The organism is Streptomyces spinosisporus, from assembly GCF_022698145.1.
GTDB lineage: Bacteria > Actinomycetota > Actinomycetes > Streptomycetales > Streptomycetaceae > Streptomyces > Streptomyces spinosisporus.
Map to the genome: position 1 here is coordinate 101367 of NZ_JALDAX010000023.1, position 15114 is coordinate 116480.

Below are 15114 nucleotides of genomic sequence, written 5' to 3' on the forward strand. Positions count from 1 at the left end.
GAGTCGCATGAAGGCCCCCCAGACGCAGACGGCCCAATCCAGCCGCATGAAGGCCAACCCATGAACAGCCCCCGCGCGACGGTCACCACGCACGGCCCCCTGCCCGACCGCCCCTACGACGTCGCCGTCGTCGGCGCCGGAGTCGTCGGCTGCGCGATCGCCCGCGCCCTGGCGCACCGTCCGAAGCTCCGCGTGGCTCTCGTCGAGGCCCAGGACGACGTCGGTCAGGGCACCTCCAAGGCGAACACCGCCATCCTGCACACCGGGTTCGACGCCGTCCCCGGCTCCCTCGAAGCCCGGCTCGTGCGCGAGGGATCCCGTCAACTCGCCGCCTACGCCGCCGAGTCGGGGATCCCTGTCGAAGAGGTCGGTGCGCTGCTCGTCGCCTGGGACGAGGAGCAGTTGGCCGCGCTCCCGCGCCTCGCGCAGAAGGCCGAGCGCAACGCATACCGGGAGACCCGGCTGCTGGATCCCGCCGAACTCTACGAGCGCGAACCCCACTTGGGCCCCGGCGCCCTCGGCGCCCTGCACGTGCCCGGCGAGTCCGTCATCTGCCCCTGGACGACCACGCTGGCGTACGCCACCCAGGCCGTCCGCGGCGGCGTCGACCTGCACCTCAACTCACCGGTGCAGGACGCGAGTCACGACGGCAGCACCCATCGCCTGCGCACCCGCCGCGGCACCCTGCGCGCCCGTCACCTCGTCAACGCCGCCGGGCTGCACGCCGACACCCTCGACCGACGGCTCGGCCACCACGACTTCACCGTGACCCCGCGCCGCGGCCAGCTCATCGTCTACGACCGCTTCGCCCGCGCCCTGGTCCGGCACATCCTGCTGCCCGTCCCGACGGCCCTCGGCAAGGGCGTCCTGGTCGCCCCCACCGTCCACGGCAACGTCCTCCTCGGCCCCACCGCCGAGGACCTGGGCGACAAACGCGCCACCAACTCGACGGCCGACGGACTCGCAACCCTGCGCGAGAAGGGCCGCCGCATCCTGCCGGAGCTGGTCGAGGAGGAGATCACCGCCGTCTACGCAGGTCTGCGCGCCGCGACGGAACACGACGACTACCGCATCACCGCGCACCCGGCGCAGGCGTACATCACCGTCGGCGGCATCCGCTCCACCGGCCTGACCGCCTCGCTCGCCATCGCGGACCACGTCACCGGCCTGCTCGCCGAGAACGGCCTCGACCTCGGCCCGGTGCGCCAACCACCACCCGTCCGCATGCCCGACCTCGGCGAGAGCGCACCGCGCCCCTGCGAACAGCCCCAACTCGTCGCAGCCGACCCGGAGTACGGCACCCTCGTCTGCCACTGTGAGCGCGTCTCGCGCGGCGAGATCCGCGACGCCCTCGCCAGTACGATCCCGCCGCGCACCCTGGACGGGCTGCGCCGCCGCACCCGCGCGCGGGCAGGCCGCTGCCAGGGCTACCACTGCGGGGCGGCGGTCCGGGCGCTGTTCGAGGAGGCCCGCGGATGAGGAACGTCGACGTCCTCGTCGTGGGCGGCGGCCCCGGCGGACTGGCCGCCGCCGCCCGGCTGGCCGCCGCCGGAGCGGGGAGCGTCGAGGTGCTGGAGCGGGAACAGCAGGCCGGCGGAGTGCCTCGGTACTGCGCCCACGGCGGATTCGGCACCTGGTCGCGCTCACTGACCGGGCCCGCGTACGCCCGGCTGCTCACGGACGCCGCGGTCGCGGCCGGGGCGGTCGTACGGACGGGGGTGAGTGCTCTCGACTGGGCGGGCCCGCTCACGCTGACGACCACCGGCCCCGGGGGACCGGAGACCATCACCGCGCGGGCGGTCGTCCTGGCCACCGGCGCCCATGAACGCTCCCGCGCCGCCCGCCTCGTCCCGGGCACCCGCCCCGCCGGCGTCCTCACCACGGGCGAGCTGCAGCAGTCCGTGCACCTGTACGGGCAGCACATCGGCAGCCGGGCCGTGATCGTCGGCGCGCAGGACGTCTCGTACACGGCCGCGCGGACCGTGCGGGCCGCGGGCGCGGACGTCGTCGCCATGGTCACGGAGCTGCCGTACCCCCAGACGTCCCCGGCCCGCGCCCACGACGCCCGCCTCCGCGGCCGCGTCCCGCTGCTGACCGACACCACGGTGACCGAACTCCTGGGCCACGGACGCCTGTCGGGAGTCCGCGTCCGTCACCGTGACGGCCGTACGATCACGCTGCTGTGCGACACGGTGATCTTCACCGGCGACTTCGTACCCGACCACGAACTGGCCCGGCGCGGGGGAGTGGACCTCGACCCCGGCACCCGCGGACCCGCGGTCGACGGCGCCCTGCGCACCTCACGCCCCGGCGTCTTCGCCGTCGGCAGCGTGCTCCACCCCGTCGAGAGCGCGGCCATGGCGGTACGCGAGGGGGCGCACGCGGCGGGGAGGGTCATGGAATGGCTCACCGAAGGGGCCTGGGCCTGGTCGGCCGGAGTTCCCGTAACCGCTGAGCCGCCCCTGCGCTGGATCGCCCCCGGCCGCGTCACCCCGACCGACCGCCTCCCGTACGTCCTGCGCACCACCACCCCGCTGACCCGCCCCGTCCTCGAAGTCGCCCAGGACGGCCGGGTGTTGTACCGCCACCGACTGCGAACAGCCGTCCCGAACCGCACGGTCCGCCTTCCGGCGGGCTGGACGGGCCGGGTGGATCCGCGGGGTGGGGCGGTGCGGGTGAGGGTCACGCGTCGGTGAAGGATCCGTGCCGGCTGTTCGCCAACACGCCTGTGCCGTAGTGGAGTTCACTGTGCATGGCGGATGGCGGCGGTCATACGTCCGTGAAGGACCCGTGCCGCCCGGCCCCCGAGGCGAACCGTGCGGCGCCCTCCAAGCTCTCGGCCAACACGCCCATGCCGTACCGGAGTTCACCGCGCATCGCTTCCGCCTCGTCCAACCCGTCCTGCTCCAGCACCGACGCCCGGTCGCCCCGTAGACAGGCCTGCGGGAAGCGGGCGATCTCGGCGGCGAGTGCCTCCGCCTCGGCGCGCGCCGTGCCGGAGGGGACCACGCGGTTGGCGAGCCCCATCTCGTGGGCCTCCCACGCCGCCACCGGTCGGCCGGTGAGGATCATGTCCATCGCGCGGCTCTGCCCGATCAGCCGGGGCAGCCGTACCGTCCCGCCGTCGATCAACGGCACCCCCCAGCGGCGGCAGAACACGCCGAAGACCGCGTCCTCCTCCGCCACCCGCAGATCGCACCACAGGGCCAGTTCGAGACCGCCGGCCACCGCGTGCCCCGCGACCGCGGCGATCACCGGCTTGGGCAGCCGCAGCCGGGTGGGCCCCATCGGACCGTCGCCGTCCTCCGCCACCCGGTTGCCGCGCTCGGTGCCGATCGCCTTGAGGTCGGCACCCGCGCAGAACGTGCCGCCCTCACCCCACAGCACCGCCACACGCGCCTCCTCGTCCGCCTCGAACTCCCGGAAGGCGGCGACGAGTTCGGCGGCCGTCGGGCCGTCCACGGCGTTGCGGGCCTCGGGGCGGGAGAGGACGACCGTGGTGACGTGTCCCTGGCGCTCGGTACGGACCGGCATGTCGGGTCCCCTTTTCCTGTGCGAGGCTGATGGTTCCTACAGAGGGAGTGTTCCTGATGGCGCTCGAAGGCGTCGCCCCGCCGGTTGCCGTGGTGACCGGTGCCAACCGAGGCATCGGGTACGAGGTCGTACGGCAGCTCGCCGAGCGCGGCCACCGTGTGGTCCTCGGCGCCCGGGACCTCGACCAGGGGCGCACGGCCGCCGCGCGGATCGATCCGAGCGGGGAGCGGGTCATTGCCGTGCAGCTCGACGTCGCCGACGAGGCGAGCGTGCTCGCCATGGCGGACCGGGTCACCCGCGAACTCGGGGGCGCGGACGTGCTCGTCAACAACGCGGCGATCCTCTACGACACCTGGGCCCAGGCCCGCTCCGCCGACCTCGGCGAGGTCCAACGGGCCCTGGACACCAATCTCTTCGGCGCCTGGAGGGTCACCCAGGCACTGCTCCCGCTGCTACGGCGAAGCCCGCACCCGCGGGTGGTCATGGTGAGCAGCGAGGGCGGTTCGCTGGCTTCGATGACCGGCGGCACCCCCGCCTACAGCGTCTCCAAGGCAGCGCTCAACGCCCTGACCCGCCTGCTCGCGGGCGAGCTGCGCAGGGACGGCGTCCTCGTCAACGCGATCTGCCCCGGCTGGGTCGCCACCGACATGGGCGGCCCCGGAGGCCGCCCGGTGAGCGAGGGCGCCGCCGGCATCACCTGGGCAGCCACCCTCCCCGACAACGGCCCGACCGGAGGCTTCTTCCGCGACGGCAAGCCGGTGCCCTGGTGACCCCGGTGGCCGCAAGGCCTGCGCGACGCGAAGCGCATCCCGCGGCGCCCCCGGGGCCCCTACACCCCCCCGACTCAAATGACCTTCAACCGCACCAACGCCCCCAACGTCACCGCCCCCGGCACCAGCGGCAGCCACACCGTGATGATCCGATACGTGAGCACCACGGCCGTCGCCAGGGCGGCCGGGGCCCCGGCCGCCACCAGGGCCACGATCAGGGCCGCCTCCACCGAGCCGATCCCGCCCGGTGTCGGCACCACAGCGACCGCGACCGTCGCCGCCAGATAGGCCACCGCCATGTGTACGGGCGGTACCGGCAGCCCGAGCGAGAGGCCGACCAGGACCAGCCCGGCCGCCTGCAGCGCGGGGAAGGCGAGCGAACCACCCCAGAGGGCGAGTGCACGGGACGGACGGGTGTGCACCGAGCGCAGTTCGCCCAGCGCCGTGCGCAGGAACGACAGTGCGGCCGTACGTACTCGTCGTACGAGAGACAGCAGCACCGCGGCGACGGCCGCGACCGCGACGATCGCCAGCAGCAGCGGCCCCACCGAGCCGGGCGGCAGCAGGCTGCCGAAGTGGAGCGCGTCGGGGAAGGCGAGCAGGAGGGCGATCAAGAGGGTCACCCGGGTGACCGATTCCGCCAGCAGATACAGCGCCAGCGCGGCGGAGGAACGGGCGAGCGGAATGCCGCACACCGTCATGAAGCGCAGATTGACCGCGCCCGCGCCGAGCCCGGTCGGCAGCAGATGGTTGGCGGAACCCGCCGCGAACTGCGTGGCGAGCAGCCGCCTCCTGGGCAGCCGGTCGACGACCGCACCCTGCCGGGTGAAAGCGGCCGCCACCCAGGTCAGACAGGTGGCACCGGCCGCCGCGAGCAGCCAGGGCCACTCGGCCGCCCGCAGCTGGCCGAAGCCCTCGGCGAGAACGGCCCGGTGCTGCACGGCGACGACGGCGACGAGCAGAAGCGGAACCAGGCACAGGATCTGGCGGACCGGGACGCGACGGGGGAACCGTCCCGGCGGGGGGCCTTGGGGGAGTTGAACCGCAGTCACATCTGAAGAGGTTCTCCGCACCCCGCCAACTGCGGGTTGCGGAATCGCGGACAGCGTCTTACGTACGGGAAGCGGGTGGGGAGGCAGTGCCATGGGGTCCTTCGTGCGGGGGACGGAGCGGCGGGAGGAGGTGTTGACCGCAACAACGGTCTCGATCTCAACAGCGGTGTCGACCTCAACAACGGTGTTGACCTCAACAACGCTCGAGGTTCTAGGTTCTCTCCCATGAGCATGGAGACCACAGCGTGGACACAACTGCACAGTGTCATGACCGCCCAGCAGGAACGGCAGCCTGTGGCGCGTGCCACGCTCCGCCGTATCGCCGCCTTCGCCCGCCCGCACCGCGCCCGTATGGCGCAGTTCGTGCTGCTCGGGGTGGCGACGGCACTGCTCGCCGTCGCCACCCCCGTACTGGCCGGCCGCGTCGTCGACGCGATCGTGTCGGGCGACGACGAGGGCAGGGTCGTACGCCTTGCCCTGCTCATCGCGCTGATCGCGGTCGTGGAGGCGGCCCTCGGCATCCTCGGCCGCAGGCTTTCGGCGACGCTCGGCGAGGGGCTCATCCTCGATCTGCGGACAGCTGTGTTCGATCATGTGCAGCGCATGCCGGTCGCGTTCTTCACACGCACACGTACGGGCGCGCTGGTCTCCCGTCTCAACAACGACGTCATCGGCGCCCAGCGTGCCTTCAGCAACACCCTGTCCGGAGTGGTCACCAACCTGGTCACCCTGGTGCTCACGCTCGCCGTGATGCTCACTCTGTCCTGGCAGATCACCCTGCTCGCGCTCGTCCTGCTCCCGGTGTTCGTGGTGCCCGCGCGGCGCATGGGCAGGCGGATGGCCCGGATGCAGCGCGAGGCGGCCGAGCTGAACGCAGCCATGGGCACCCGGATGACCGAGCGGTTCTCCGCGCCCGGAGCCACCCTGGTCAAGCTCTTCGGGCGGCCCGAGGAGGAGTCGGTGGAGTTCGCGGCGCGCGCCCGCCGGGTCGCCGAGATCGGCGTACGGACGGCCACCGCCCAGTCGGTGTTCATCACCGCCCTGACCCTGGTCTCCTCACTGGCCCTCGCCCTGGTCTACGGCCTCGGCGGCTGGTTCGCCCTGCGCGGCAGCCTGGAGCCGGGCGCGGTGGTGTCGCTGGCGCTGCTGCTGACCCGTATGTACGCCCCGCTCACCTCCCTCGCCGGCGCCCGGGTCGAGGTGATGAGCGCCCTGGTCAGCTTCGAACGGGTCTTCGAGGTGCTCGACCTCAAGCCCCTGATCGAGCAGAAACCCGACGCCCGGGCCGTGCCCGAAGGCCCGGTCTCCGTCGAGTTCGACGACGTCCGCTTCGGCTACCCGTCCGCCGACAAGGTCTCCCTCGCCTCCCTGGAGGAGGTCGCCTCCCTCGACACCCGCGGCGGCGCCGAGGTCCTGCACGGCATCTCCTTCCGCGCCGAACCGGGCGAGACGATCGCCCTGGTCGGCTCCTCCGGCGCGGGCAAGTCGACCATCGCGCAACTCCTGCCGCGCCTGTACGACGTGGACGAGGGCGCCGTACGCATCGGCGGGATCGACGTACGCGACCTCACGGCCGACTCGCTGCGGGCCACCCTCGGCATGGTCACCCAGGACGGCCACCTCTTCCACGACACGGTCCGCGCCAACCTGCTGCTGGCCGCCCCCAAGGCGACCGAGGAAGAACTGTGGGAGGCGCTGCGCCGCTCCCGCCTCGACGATCTCGTACGGTCCCTGCCGGACGGCCTGGAGACGGTGGTCGGCGAGCGCGGCTACCGCCTCTCCGGCGGCGAACGCCAGCGCATGACCATCGCCCGCCTGCTGTTGGCCCGCCAGCGCGTCGTCATCCTCGACGAGGCCACCGCCCACCTCGACAACACCTCGGAGGCCGCAGTCCAGGAAGCCCTCGCCGAGGCCCTGGAGGGCCGCACCGCAGTCGTCATCGCCCACCGCCTCTCCACCGTGCGCGCGGCAGACCTGATCCTGGTGATCGAGGCCGGGCTGGTGGTCGAACGGGGAACGCACGAGGAACTGCTCGCGGCCGACGGCCGCTACGCCGAGCTGTACCGGACGCAGTTCGAGGAACGGGCGGAGGGGGCGACGCCGCTCGAATCGGCGGGGGAAGCGGTGGCGTAGGGCCGACGCAGCTCGAATCCGCGGCAGAGCCCGCGGCGCGCGGCCGACGTGATCCAGATCGCGTCGCCCGCGAGCCCGGCGCCATAGGCACGGAACGATCGCCCGCCGTACCCTGTGCGACGTCGGCGCGTACCCGCCCGGGACGCGACCCTCTTCACCACGGGAGCCCCAGCCCATGCTGCGCACCATGTTCAAGTCCAAGATCCACCGCGCCACCGTCACCCAGGCCGACCTGCACTACGTCGGCTCCGTGACCATCGACGCGGACCTGCTCGACGCCGCCGACCTGTTGCCCGGTGAGCTGGTGCACATCGTCGACATCACCAACGGCTCGCGTCTGGAGACGTATGTCATCGAGGGCGAGCGGGGCTCGGGCGTGATCGGGATCAACGGCGCCGCCGCGCATCTCGTGCACCCCGGCGACCTGGTGATCATCATCAGCTACGCCCAGGTGACCGACGCGGAGGCCAGGGCGCTTCAGCCCCGGGTCGTGCACGTGGACCGCGACAACCGCATCGTGGCGCTCGGCGCCGACCCGGCCGAGCCGGTGCCGGGCTCGGACCAGGAGCGCAGCCCGCAGGCCGCCTTGGCCTGACCAGTACCGACCCCGGACCAGGAGCGTGCCCATGAGCGACATCGAGATCCGCGACGACCGGGCGGCGGGCCGCCTGGAGGCGACCGGCGACGGCACGGACGGCGAAGTCGTCGGCCACGTCGAGTACTTCGTCCTCGAATCGCCCGCGCGCGCCCTGGTCCCCGTCCACACCATCGTCGAGCCGGCCCACGAGGGGAAGGGCATCGCGGGCTCCCTCGCCCGTGAGCTCTACGCCATCGCCGAGCGCGAGGGCATCGTCGTCGCCCCGCTGTGCCCCTACGTCGTCAAGTGGGCCCAGCGCCACCCCGACGAGGCACCGGCCGCCGACCCGGAACTGCTGCGGGCGGCGAAGCAGTGGCTGGCGGAGCACCCGGACCGGTTCTGACAGGCCGCCTCGGGCCCAACGGCCGACCGACCGTCGGGCCCGGCACTTCGAGGGGACCGTCCGGCCCCCGTCCGGCCCCGCCCGCACTGCGCGGGTGATGCCGTAGGCAGGACGCTGGAGGCCAGTGCACGGTCGAGGAGGCTGCATGGCTGACCAGCAGGAGAAGTCGGACCGCATCGTGGTCGGGGTGGACGGGTCGGACGCGTCGAAGCAGGCCCTTCGCTGGGCCGCCCGTCAGGCGGAACTCACCAAGGGTGTGGTGGAGGCGGTGGCTGCCTGGAACATCCCGCACCTCTACGGCGCCCGCGCCTGGCTGCCCCCGTCCAGCACGGAGGAAGCGGCTCTGAAGGACCGCGCGCACAAGGAACTGTCGGACGCCGTCGAGGAGACCCTCGGAGCCACACCACCGGTCGAGGTACGCACCGAGGTGCGCTACGGCACCGCCGCCGGTGTGCTCATCGACGCCTCCCGTGACGCGGCCGTGCTCGTGGTGGGCAGCCGGGGCCTCGGAGGCTTCTCCGGGCTGCTGTTGGGATCAGTGGCACAGCACTGCGTTCAGCATGCTGCTTGTCCGGTCCTCGTGGTCCGCGACGCCGGACAATAGGCCCCCGGTGGTCTCAGCCCCCGGTGGATTCAGCACCCCCCGGGTGGTCTCAGCCCCCCGGTGGATTCAGCACCCTCCGAGTGGTCTCAGCCCCCCGGTGGTCCCAGCAACCCCCTGATGGTCTCGGCGGCCCTTTTCACTGGAAAGCACCAAACGCCGCGGCGGCCGGATCGCGGACCGGCACCGTCCCGGGGAGTGTGGGTACCGCAGCGGCGCACTCTCAGGAGGACCAGGGCATGAAAGCATTCGTGATGAAGGAGATCGGGCGGGTGGCCTTCATGGACAAGCCCGTCCCGCAGCCGGGTCCGGCCGACGCCGTCGTACGGACGACCCGGGCCCTGATCTGCACCTCCGACTCCCACACCGTCCAGGGCGGCATCGGGCCCCGGGAGAACCTGACACTGGGGCACGAAGCGGTCGGCATCGTGGACGTCGTCGGCAGCGAGGTGAAGGACTTCCGGCCGGGCGACCGGGTGCTGGTCGGCGCCATCACGCCCGACTGGGGCGACCTGGCCGCCCAGAACGGCTACCCCTCGCAGTCCGGGGGACCTCTCGGGGGCTTCAAGTTCGCGAACTCCAAGGACGGGGTGTTCGCCGAGTACTTCCATGTGAACGACGCCGATGCCAATCTCGCCAAGATCCCCGACGGCATCTCCGACGAGGACGCGGTCTACTGCGCCGACATGCTCTCCACCGGATTCATGGGTGCCGAGCACGGCAACATCCCGATGGGCGGCACCGTGGCCGTTCTCGCGCAGGGTCCGGTCGGGCTCATGGCGACGGCAGGGGCCAGACTGCGCGGCGCCGGCCTGGTCATCGGGGTCGAATCGGTCCCGAGCCGGCAGAAACTCGCGCAGCTCTACGGCGCGGACGTGATCGTCGACTTCACCAGCGAGGACGTCGTCGAGCGCATCCTCGAACTGACCGGGGGACAGGGCGTCGACACCGCCATCGAGGCACTCGGCGCGGAGGTGACGTTCCAGACCGCGGTCAAGGTCACCAAGCCGGGCGGGACGATCTCCAACACCGGCTACTTCGGTGAAGGCGAGTTCGTCGGCATCCCGCGTGCCGAATGGGGCGTGGGCATGGCGGACAAGACCATCGCGACCGGTCTGTGCCCCGGCGGCAGACTGCGCATGCAGCGCCTGCTCCAGGTGCTGGAGACGAGGCGCGTCGACCCCTCGCACCTGACGACCCATGAGTTCCCCTTCGACGAGATGGAGCGCGCCTTCGAGGTCTCCGACAAGAAGCTCGAAGACGTCGTCAAAGTGATGATCACCTTCTAGCGACCCGCTGTCACATGCCCTGTCCGGCGCCGAGCAAGTGAGGTGGCATGCACGATCCCGACCCCCCGTTCCGGCCGGTCCGAAGCCGCGACGGCTATCTGCCGCTGGAGGATCTCGGCCTCATCGGGGACGGAATGACCACCGCTCTCGTGGGCCTCGACGGCTCCATCCCGTGGATGTGCCTGCCCCGCTTCGACAGCGAGCCCTTGTTCTGCGGTCTCCTGGACCACGCACGGGGCGGCCACTTCACCCTGGCGCCGGAGGACCTCACGGAGGCGCGACAGCTCTACCAGCCGGACACCGGCGTCCTGACCACCGAGCTGCGCGGCCGCACCGGCCTGGTGCGCGTCACCGACGCGCTGGCCCTGCGCTCCGGCGCCGACCTCACCGACGACGCACCGGCCGACCGGGCCGAACTCGTGCGCTCGGCGGTCGTGCTGGACGGAAGCGTCCGCCTGCGCGCGGAGCTGGAGCCCCGAGGCGGCGCACAGGTCCGCGCCCTGTCCAGCGGACTGGAGCTGCGCCCCTCCCGACGGCCGGACCTGCGCCTCCACCTGCGCTCCAACCGCCCCCTGACCGGCCTGCACGGCACGCACGAACTGCACCAGGGCGACCGCCTCGACCTCGTGCTGTCCTGGGGCCGCTTCCACCGCCACCATCGCTTCGACACCGACACGATGCTGCAGGCCACCGCCGATGCATGGCGGCGCTGGATGCGGCACTTCGACTACGGCGGTCCCGAGGAGCCCCTGGTCCGGCGGGCCGCGATCACCCTGAAGCTGTGCGACGACTGGGTCAACGGCTCCCTGGTCGCCGCACCCACCTCCTCCCTGCCCGCCCCCATCGGCGGCATCCGCAACTGGGACTACCGCTACGCCTGGATCCGCGACGCCGCCTACGCCGTGTTCGCCCTGCGCCGCATCGGCTTCCGCGGCGAGGCCGACGCCTTCCTCGGCTGGGTCCTCGACGCCTTCGAGTACAGCGGTCGGCCGCGGATCATGTACGGCCTCGGCGGCGGGCTCGTACCGGACGAGGTCGAGGACGCAGAGCTGGAGGGCTACCGGCGCTCCGCCCCGGTGCGCTGGGGCAACGGCGCCGCCGACCAGCGCCAGCACGACGTCTACGGCGAGATCCTGGACTGTGCCCATCAGTGGCTGCGCTCCGGCGGTGAGATCCAGCCCCCGCTGTGGGCGAGCCTCGCGCGGCTCGCCGACGCCGCCGAACAGGCCTGGCGCCAGCCGGACCAGGGCATCTGGGAAGTACGCAGCGAGGGCCGGGTGTTCACCTACTCGGCCGGGCTGTGCCAGGTGGCCCTGGACCGGGCCGCGCAGATCGGCGAGCGGCTCGGGCTGGCCGGGCGGGTCGCCGAGTGGCGGGCCTCGGCGGACGAGTTGCGCCGGCTCGTGCTCGAGCAGTCCTGGGACGAGAAGGCCCAGACCCTCAGCGCGCACCTGGACGGGGGCGGTCTGCTGGACGCGAGTCTGCTCGCGCTCCCGCTGCGTCATGTGGTGCCGGCCGATCACCCGCGGATGGTGGCGACGGCCAAGGCCGTCGCCGAGCGGCTGTCGGCGGGCGACGGGCTGCTCTACCGCTACCTCCACGAGGAGTCCCCCGACGGCCTCGCCGGCGACGAGGGCGCCTTCGTGCTGTGCAGTTTCTGGCTGGTCGACAACCTGATCGGACAGGGCCGGATCGAGGAGGCCGAAGAGCTGTACGCCTCGCTGTGCGCCCGCAGCAGCCCGCTGGGGCTGCTGTCGGAGCAGATCAACCCCACCACAGGAGAGTTCATGGGCAACTTCCCGCAGGCGTTCAGCCACATCGGCGTCATCGCCAGTGGCGTGAACCTCGCCCGGGCGAAGGCAGGCGTGCGCAGATGATCAACCGGCTCGCCGTCCTCGGCGGCACGGGCGACCTGACGGCGCGCTATCTCCTGCCCGCGCTGGCCGCCCTGCACGCGTCGGGGCACCTCGGCGACCGGCTGGAGTGGACCGGTGCGGGCAGGGAGGACTGGGACACCGAGCGGTACCGGCAGTGGATCGCCGAACAGTTCGAGCGGCACGACGACTTCAGTCCGGCCGACGCCAAAGAGGCGATCACGGCCGCGGCCCGCTACGTGCGGGCCGATGTCACCCACCCCGCCGACGTCGCCGCGGCCATCGCGGGCGACGGACCCGTCGCCGTCTACCTCGCCCTGCCCCCGGCGCTCTTCCCGCCCGTGGTCACCGCCCTGCACGAGGCGAGCCTGCCGCCGGGCAGCAGGATCGTGCTGGAGAAACCGTTCGGAGAGGACCTGGCTGGCGCGCAGGACCTGAACCGGCTGCTCGCCGACCTCGTACCGGAGCAGGCGGTGTTCCGCGTCGACCACTTCCTGGCCATGACGACCGTCCAGAACGTCCTCGGCAGCCGCCTGGCCAACCGCGTGCTCGAACCCATCTGGAACAGCACCCACATCGCCGAGATCGAGATCGTCTGGGACGAGACGCTGGCGCTGGAAGGCAGGGCCGGTTACTACGACCACGTCGGGGCGCTGAAGGACATGCTCCAGAACCACCTGCTGCAACTGCTGTGCCTGGTGGCCATGGAACCGCCGGTCACTCTCGGCGAACGGGACCTGCGCGACCGGAAGGTCGACGTACTGCGCTCCGCGCGGATGCTGACCGAGAACGACGTCGTGCACCGCACACGCCGCGCCCGCTATTCGGCCGGCCGGATCAGGGGTCACGACCTGCCCGCCTACGTCGACGAGGACGGCGTGAGCCCCGAGCGCCGTACCGAGACGTACGCCGAGGTGGAACTGGAACTGGACAGCTGGCGCTGGGCCGGGACGACCTTCCGGCTGCGCAGCGGCAAGGCGCTCGGGGCGGACCGCAAGGAGGTCGCGGTCCGCTTCCGTGCCGTACCGCATCTGCCCTTCGGACACAGCGGGGAGGCGCTGCCCAACGTGCTGCGCTTCAACCTCGAGCCGGAGGGCCTGGCCCTGGACCTGACGGGCATCGGCGCCCACACCGACGAACTAGTCCCGCTCGCGCTGACCGCACGCATGGAACCACCGGGCCTGCCTGCCTACGGACGGCTGCTGCTGGACGTACTGCGGGGCGACCCCGCCCTGTCCATCCGGGGTGATGAGGCCGAGGAGGCATGGCGGCTCCTGGAGCCCGTGCTGTCCGCCTGGGAGAAGGACCTGGTTCCCCTGGAGGAGTACCCGGCCGGCTCGGACGGGCCGCCCGCGCGCGTGTGGCATGCGGACGCGCTGCGGCGGCGGGAGGACCTGCTGCACGATCCGGTGATCCCGCCGGACCATCCGTGAGCGGCCTGGCCGGCAGGAGAGCGCCATGGCGTCCCGCATCAGCGAGCCTCGTCTCCCGTGCATCGTGGTCGTCGGAGTGTCCGGCACCGGCAAGACCACGGTGGCCCGGCTGCTCGCGGAGCGGCTGGGCCTTCCCTTCGCGGACGCGGACGACGCCCATCCGCCGGACAACATCGCCAAGATGGCGGCCGGCGTCCCGCTCGACGACGCGGACCGTGAGCCCTGGCTGCGTGTCGTCGGCCAGTGGCTGCACGAACGCGAGGAGGCCGGCACGGGCTGCGTCGTCGCCTGCTCGGCGCTGAAGCGGCGCTACCGGGACACCCTGGGGGCAGCCTGTCCGGGCGTCTTCTTCCTCCAACTGACAGCCGGGCGCGAGCTGCTGGAGCAACGTCTCGACCGCCGCAGAGACCACTTCATGCCTCCGTTGCTGCTGAACTCGCAGCTCGCCGCGCTCGAACCGCTCGAACCGGACGAGAGGGGCGCCTCGCTGGACGCGGCGCCGCCCCCCGACGTGATCGCGGAGAGGGCCGTGCGGCTGCTGCGGCACGCATGAAAGCCTGGCCGGGCACACCATGCCCGCCCTCGCCCCACCCGCGAAAGGCCCCGCGCCACATGCTCGCCCTCCTGCACACCTCGCCCCTGCACATCCCGGTCTTCGACGCCCTGCGCGACGAGCACCACCCGGGCCTGGAACTACGGCACTTCGTCGACGAGGAGCTGCTGGCGCGGGCCCGCCGCGAGGGGCCGGACGCGGTCGTGGACGACGTACGAGCCGTCGTGGACAAGGCGGTCGGGGAGGGTGCGCCGGCCGTCCTGTGCACCTGCTCGACCATCGGCGCCGTAGCGGAGACCGCCCCGGCCGCGGTGCCCGTCCTGCGATCCGACCGCCCGATGGCGGCGGCCGCGGTGGCCGCCGGTGCCAGGATCACGGTCCTGGCCACGGTGGAGAGCACCTTCGGCCCCACAGCGGCCCTCCTCCAGGAGGAGGCACGACGCGCCGGACGCGAAGTCCACATACGCACTCGCCTCGTCGAGGGTGCCTGGACCCGTTTCGAGTCCGGCGACACCGAGGGCTGCGCCCGCCTGGTCGCGGCCGCGATCGACACGGTCACCGGCACCGATGACACCGACGCGATCGTGCTGGCCCAGGGCTCCATGGCCCCGGCACAGCACCTGACGACCACGACGATCCCGGTGCTGTCGAGCCCCGGTCCCGGCCTCGCGGCGGCTGCGGTGGCGGTGGGTATCGACTAGCGGCAGGCCCAGTCGGCGGTTCGCGTCGTCCTACGGGCGGGTGAGTGCGGGGACGAGCGTCGGGTACGCGGGGGAGTAGTCCAGAGCCGACGTCGACGACTGGCCGGAGGACACCATGACCGAACCACAGCACCCGGACCCCGTACCCCCGGGCCCCACACCCGCCCCCCCCCCCCCCCCCCCCCCCCCCCCTT

General features: G+C 72.4%; 14 protein-coding genes. 12 read left to right on the plus strand and 2 right to left on the minus strand.

What is annotated here, in order from left to right:
• Window positions 1-60 precede the first annotated feature (60 nt).
• Window positions 61-1479, plus strand: coding sequence for an FAD-dependent oxidoreductase (locus tag MQN93_RS38870; RefSeq protein WP_016431152.1), 1419 nt, complete (start codon window positions 61-63; stop codon window positions 1477-1479).
• Window positions 1476-2696 (plus strand): NAD(P)/FAD-dependent oxidoreductase, encoded by a 1221-nt coding sequence (locus MQN93_RS38875; RefSeq protein ID WP_242713185.1) that lies wholly within the window; start codon window positions 1476-1478, stop codon window positions 2694-2696. The genes MQN93_RS38870 and MQN93_RS38875 overlap by 4 nt, the downstream gene beginning before the upstream one ends.
• A 73-nt stretch (window positions 2697-2769) precedes the next feature.
• Here MQN93_RS38875 and MQN93_RS38880 read toward each other — a convergent pair whose 3' ends face one another.
• On the minus strand, window positions 2770-3534 hold the full coding sequence (locus MQN93_RS38880) for a crotonase/enoyl-CoA hydratase family protein (RefSeq protein ID WP_242713186.1): 765 nt from the start codon (window positions 3532-3534) through the stop codon (window positions 2770-2772).
• Window positions 3535-3590: 56 nt separating this feature from the next.
• On the opposite strand from MQN93_RS38880, the gene MQN93_RS38885 reads away from it, so the two are divergent.
• Window positions 3591-4304 carry an SDR family oxidoreductase gene (locus tag MQN93_RS38885; RefSeq protein ID WP_242713187.1) on the plus strand — a complete coding sequence of 238 codons (714 nt, stop codon included), beginning with the start codon at window positions 3591-3593 and terminating at the stop codon, window positions 4302-4304.
• A gap of 74 nt (window positions 4305-4378) precedes the next feature.
• Here MQN93_RS38885 and MQN93_RS38890 read toward each other — a convergent pair whose 3' ends face one another.
• Window positions 4379-5356: a lysylphosphatidylglycerol synthase transmembrane domain-containing protein gene (locus MQN93_RS38890; protein ID WP_242713188.1), complete on the minus strand. Its 978-nt coding sequence runs from the start codon at window positions 5354-5356 to the stop codon at window positions 4379-4381.
• Between the two features lie 231 nt (window positions 5357-5587).
• Between MQN93_RS38890 and MQN93_RS38895 the strand changes: the two genes are divergently transcribed.
• The 9 genes from MQN93_RS38895 to MQN93_RS38935 all read left to right on the plus strand — a co-directional run bounded on the left by MQN93_RS38895 (window position 5588) and on the right by MQN93_RS38935 (window position 14920).
• On the plus strand, window positions 5588-7489 hold the full coding sequence (locus tag MQN93_RS38895; protein WP_242713197.1) for an ABC transporter ATP-binding protein: 1902 nt from the start codon (window positions 5588-5590) through the stop codon (window positions 7487-7489).
• A 175-nt stretch (window positions 7490-7664) separates the two neighbouring features.
• Window positions 7665-8084 (plus strand): aspartate 1-decarboxylase, encoded by a 420-nt coding sequence (panD, locus tag MQN93_RS38900; protein WP_242713189.1) that lies wholly within the window; start codon window positions 7665-7667, stop codon window positions 8082-8084.
• A 31-nt stretch (window positions 8085-8115) separates the two neighbouring features.
• On the plus strand, window positions 8116-8469 hold the full coding sequence (locus tag MQN93_RS38905; RefSeq protein WP_242713190.1) for a GNAT family N-acetyltransferase: 354 nt from the start codon (window positions 8116-8118) through the stop codon (window positions 8467-8469).
• Window positions 8470-8614: 145 nt separating this feature from the next.
• Window positions 8615-9073, plus strand: coding sequence for a universal stress protein (locus MQN93_RS38910; RefSeq protein ID WP_016431144.1), 459 nt, complete (start codon window positions 8615-8617; stop codon window positions 9071-9073).
• A 236-nt stretch (window positions 9074-9309) separates the two neighbouring features.
• Window positions 9310-10359, plus strand: coding sequence for an NAD(P)-dependent alcohol dehydrogenase (locus MQN93_RS38915; RefSeq protein ID WP_016431143.1), 1050 nt, complete (start codon window positions 9310-9312; stop codon window positions 10357-10359).
• A gap of 47 nt (window positions 10360-10406) precedes the next feature.
• Complete coding sequence (locus MQN93_RS38920) at window positions 10407-12236, plus strand: glycoside hydrolase family 15 protein (protein ID WP_016431142.1); 1830 nt, start codon at window positions 10407-10409, stop codon at window positions 12234-12236.
• The gene (locus MQN93_RS38925) at window positions 12233-13666 is read left to right on the plus strand and encodes a glucose-6-phosphate dehydrogenase (protein ID WP_242713191.1); all 1434 of its coding nucleotides are present in this window, start codon (window positions 12233-12235) and stop codon (window positions 13664-13666) included. Before MQN93_RS38920 ends, MQN93_RS38925 begins: the two co-directional genes overlap by 4 nt.
• Window positions 13667-13691: 25 nt before the next feature.
• Window positions 13692-14219 (plus strand): gluconokinase, encoded by a 528-nt coding sequence (locus tag MQN93_RS38930; protein WP_242713192.1) that lies wholly within the window; start codon window positions 13692-13694, stop codon window positions 14217-14219.
• A gap of 59 nt (window positions 14220-14278) precedes the next feature.
• Window positions 14279-14920, plus strand: coding sequence for an arylsulfatase (locus MQN93_RS38935; RefSeq protein WP_242713193.1), 642 nt, complete (start codon window positions 14279-14281; stop codon window positions 14918-14920).
• Window positions 14921-15114 lie beyond the last annotated feature (194 nt).

Coding starts and splice junctions, on each gene's coding strand:
- MQN93_RS38925 (WP_242713191.1), top strand. CDS start 12,233: ATGATCAACCGGCTCGCCGTCCTCGGCGGCACGGGCGACCTGACGGCG.
- MQN93_RS38930 (WP_242713192.1), top strand. CDS start 13,692: ATGGCGTCCCGCATCAGCGAGCCTCGTCTCCCGTGCATCGTGGTCGTC.
- MQN93_RS38920 (WP_016431142.1), top strand. CDS start 10,407: ATGCACGATCCCGACCCCCCGTTCCGGCCGGTCCGAAGCCGCGACGGC.
- MQN93_RS38870 (WP_016431152.1), top strand. CDS start 61: ATGAACAGCCCCCGCGCGACGGTCACCACGCACGGCCCCCTGCCCGAC.
- MQN93_RS38915 (WP_016431143.1), top strand. CDS start 9,310: ATGAAAGCATTCGTGATGAAGGAGATCGGGCGGGTGGCCTTCATGGAC.
- MQN93_RS38905 (WP_242713190.1), top strand. CDS start 8,116: ATGAGCGACATCGAGATCCGCGACGACCGGGCGGCGGGCCGCCTGGAG.
- MQN93_RS38935 (WP_242713193.1), top strand. CDS start 14,279: ATGCTCGCCCTCCTGCACACCTCGCCCCTGCACATCCCGGTCTTCGAC.
- MQN93_RS38880 (WP_242713186.1), bottom strand. CDS start 3,534: ATGCCGGTCCGTACCGAGCGCCAGGGACACGTCACCACGGTCGTCCTC.
- MQN93_RS38910 (WP_016431144.1), top strand. CDS start 8,615: ATGGCTGACCAGCAGGAGAAGTCGGACCGCATCGTGGTCGGGGTGGAC.
- MQN93_RS38885 (WP_242713187.1), top strand. CDS start 3,591: ATGGCGCTCGAAGGCGTCGCCCCGCCGGTTGCCGTGGTGACCGGTGCC.
- MQN93_RS38875 (WP_242713185.1), top strand. CDS start 1,476: ATGAGGAACGTCGACGTCCTCGTCGTGGGCGGCGGCCCCGGCGGACTG.
- panD (WP_242713189.1), top strand. CDS start 7,665: ATGCTGCGCACCATGTTCAAGTCCAAGATCCACCGCGCCACCGTCACC.
- MQN93_RS38895 (WP_242713197.1), top strand. CDS start 5,588: ATGGAGACCACAGCGTGGACACAACTGCACAGTGTCATGACCGCCCAG.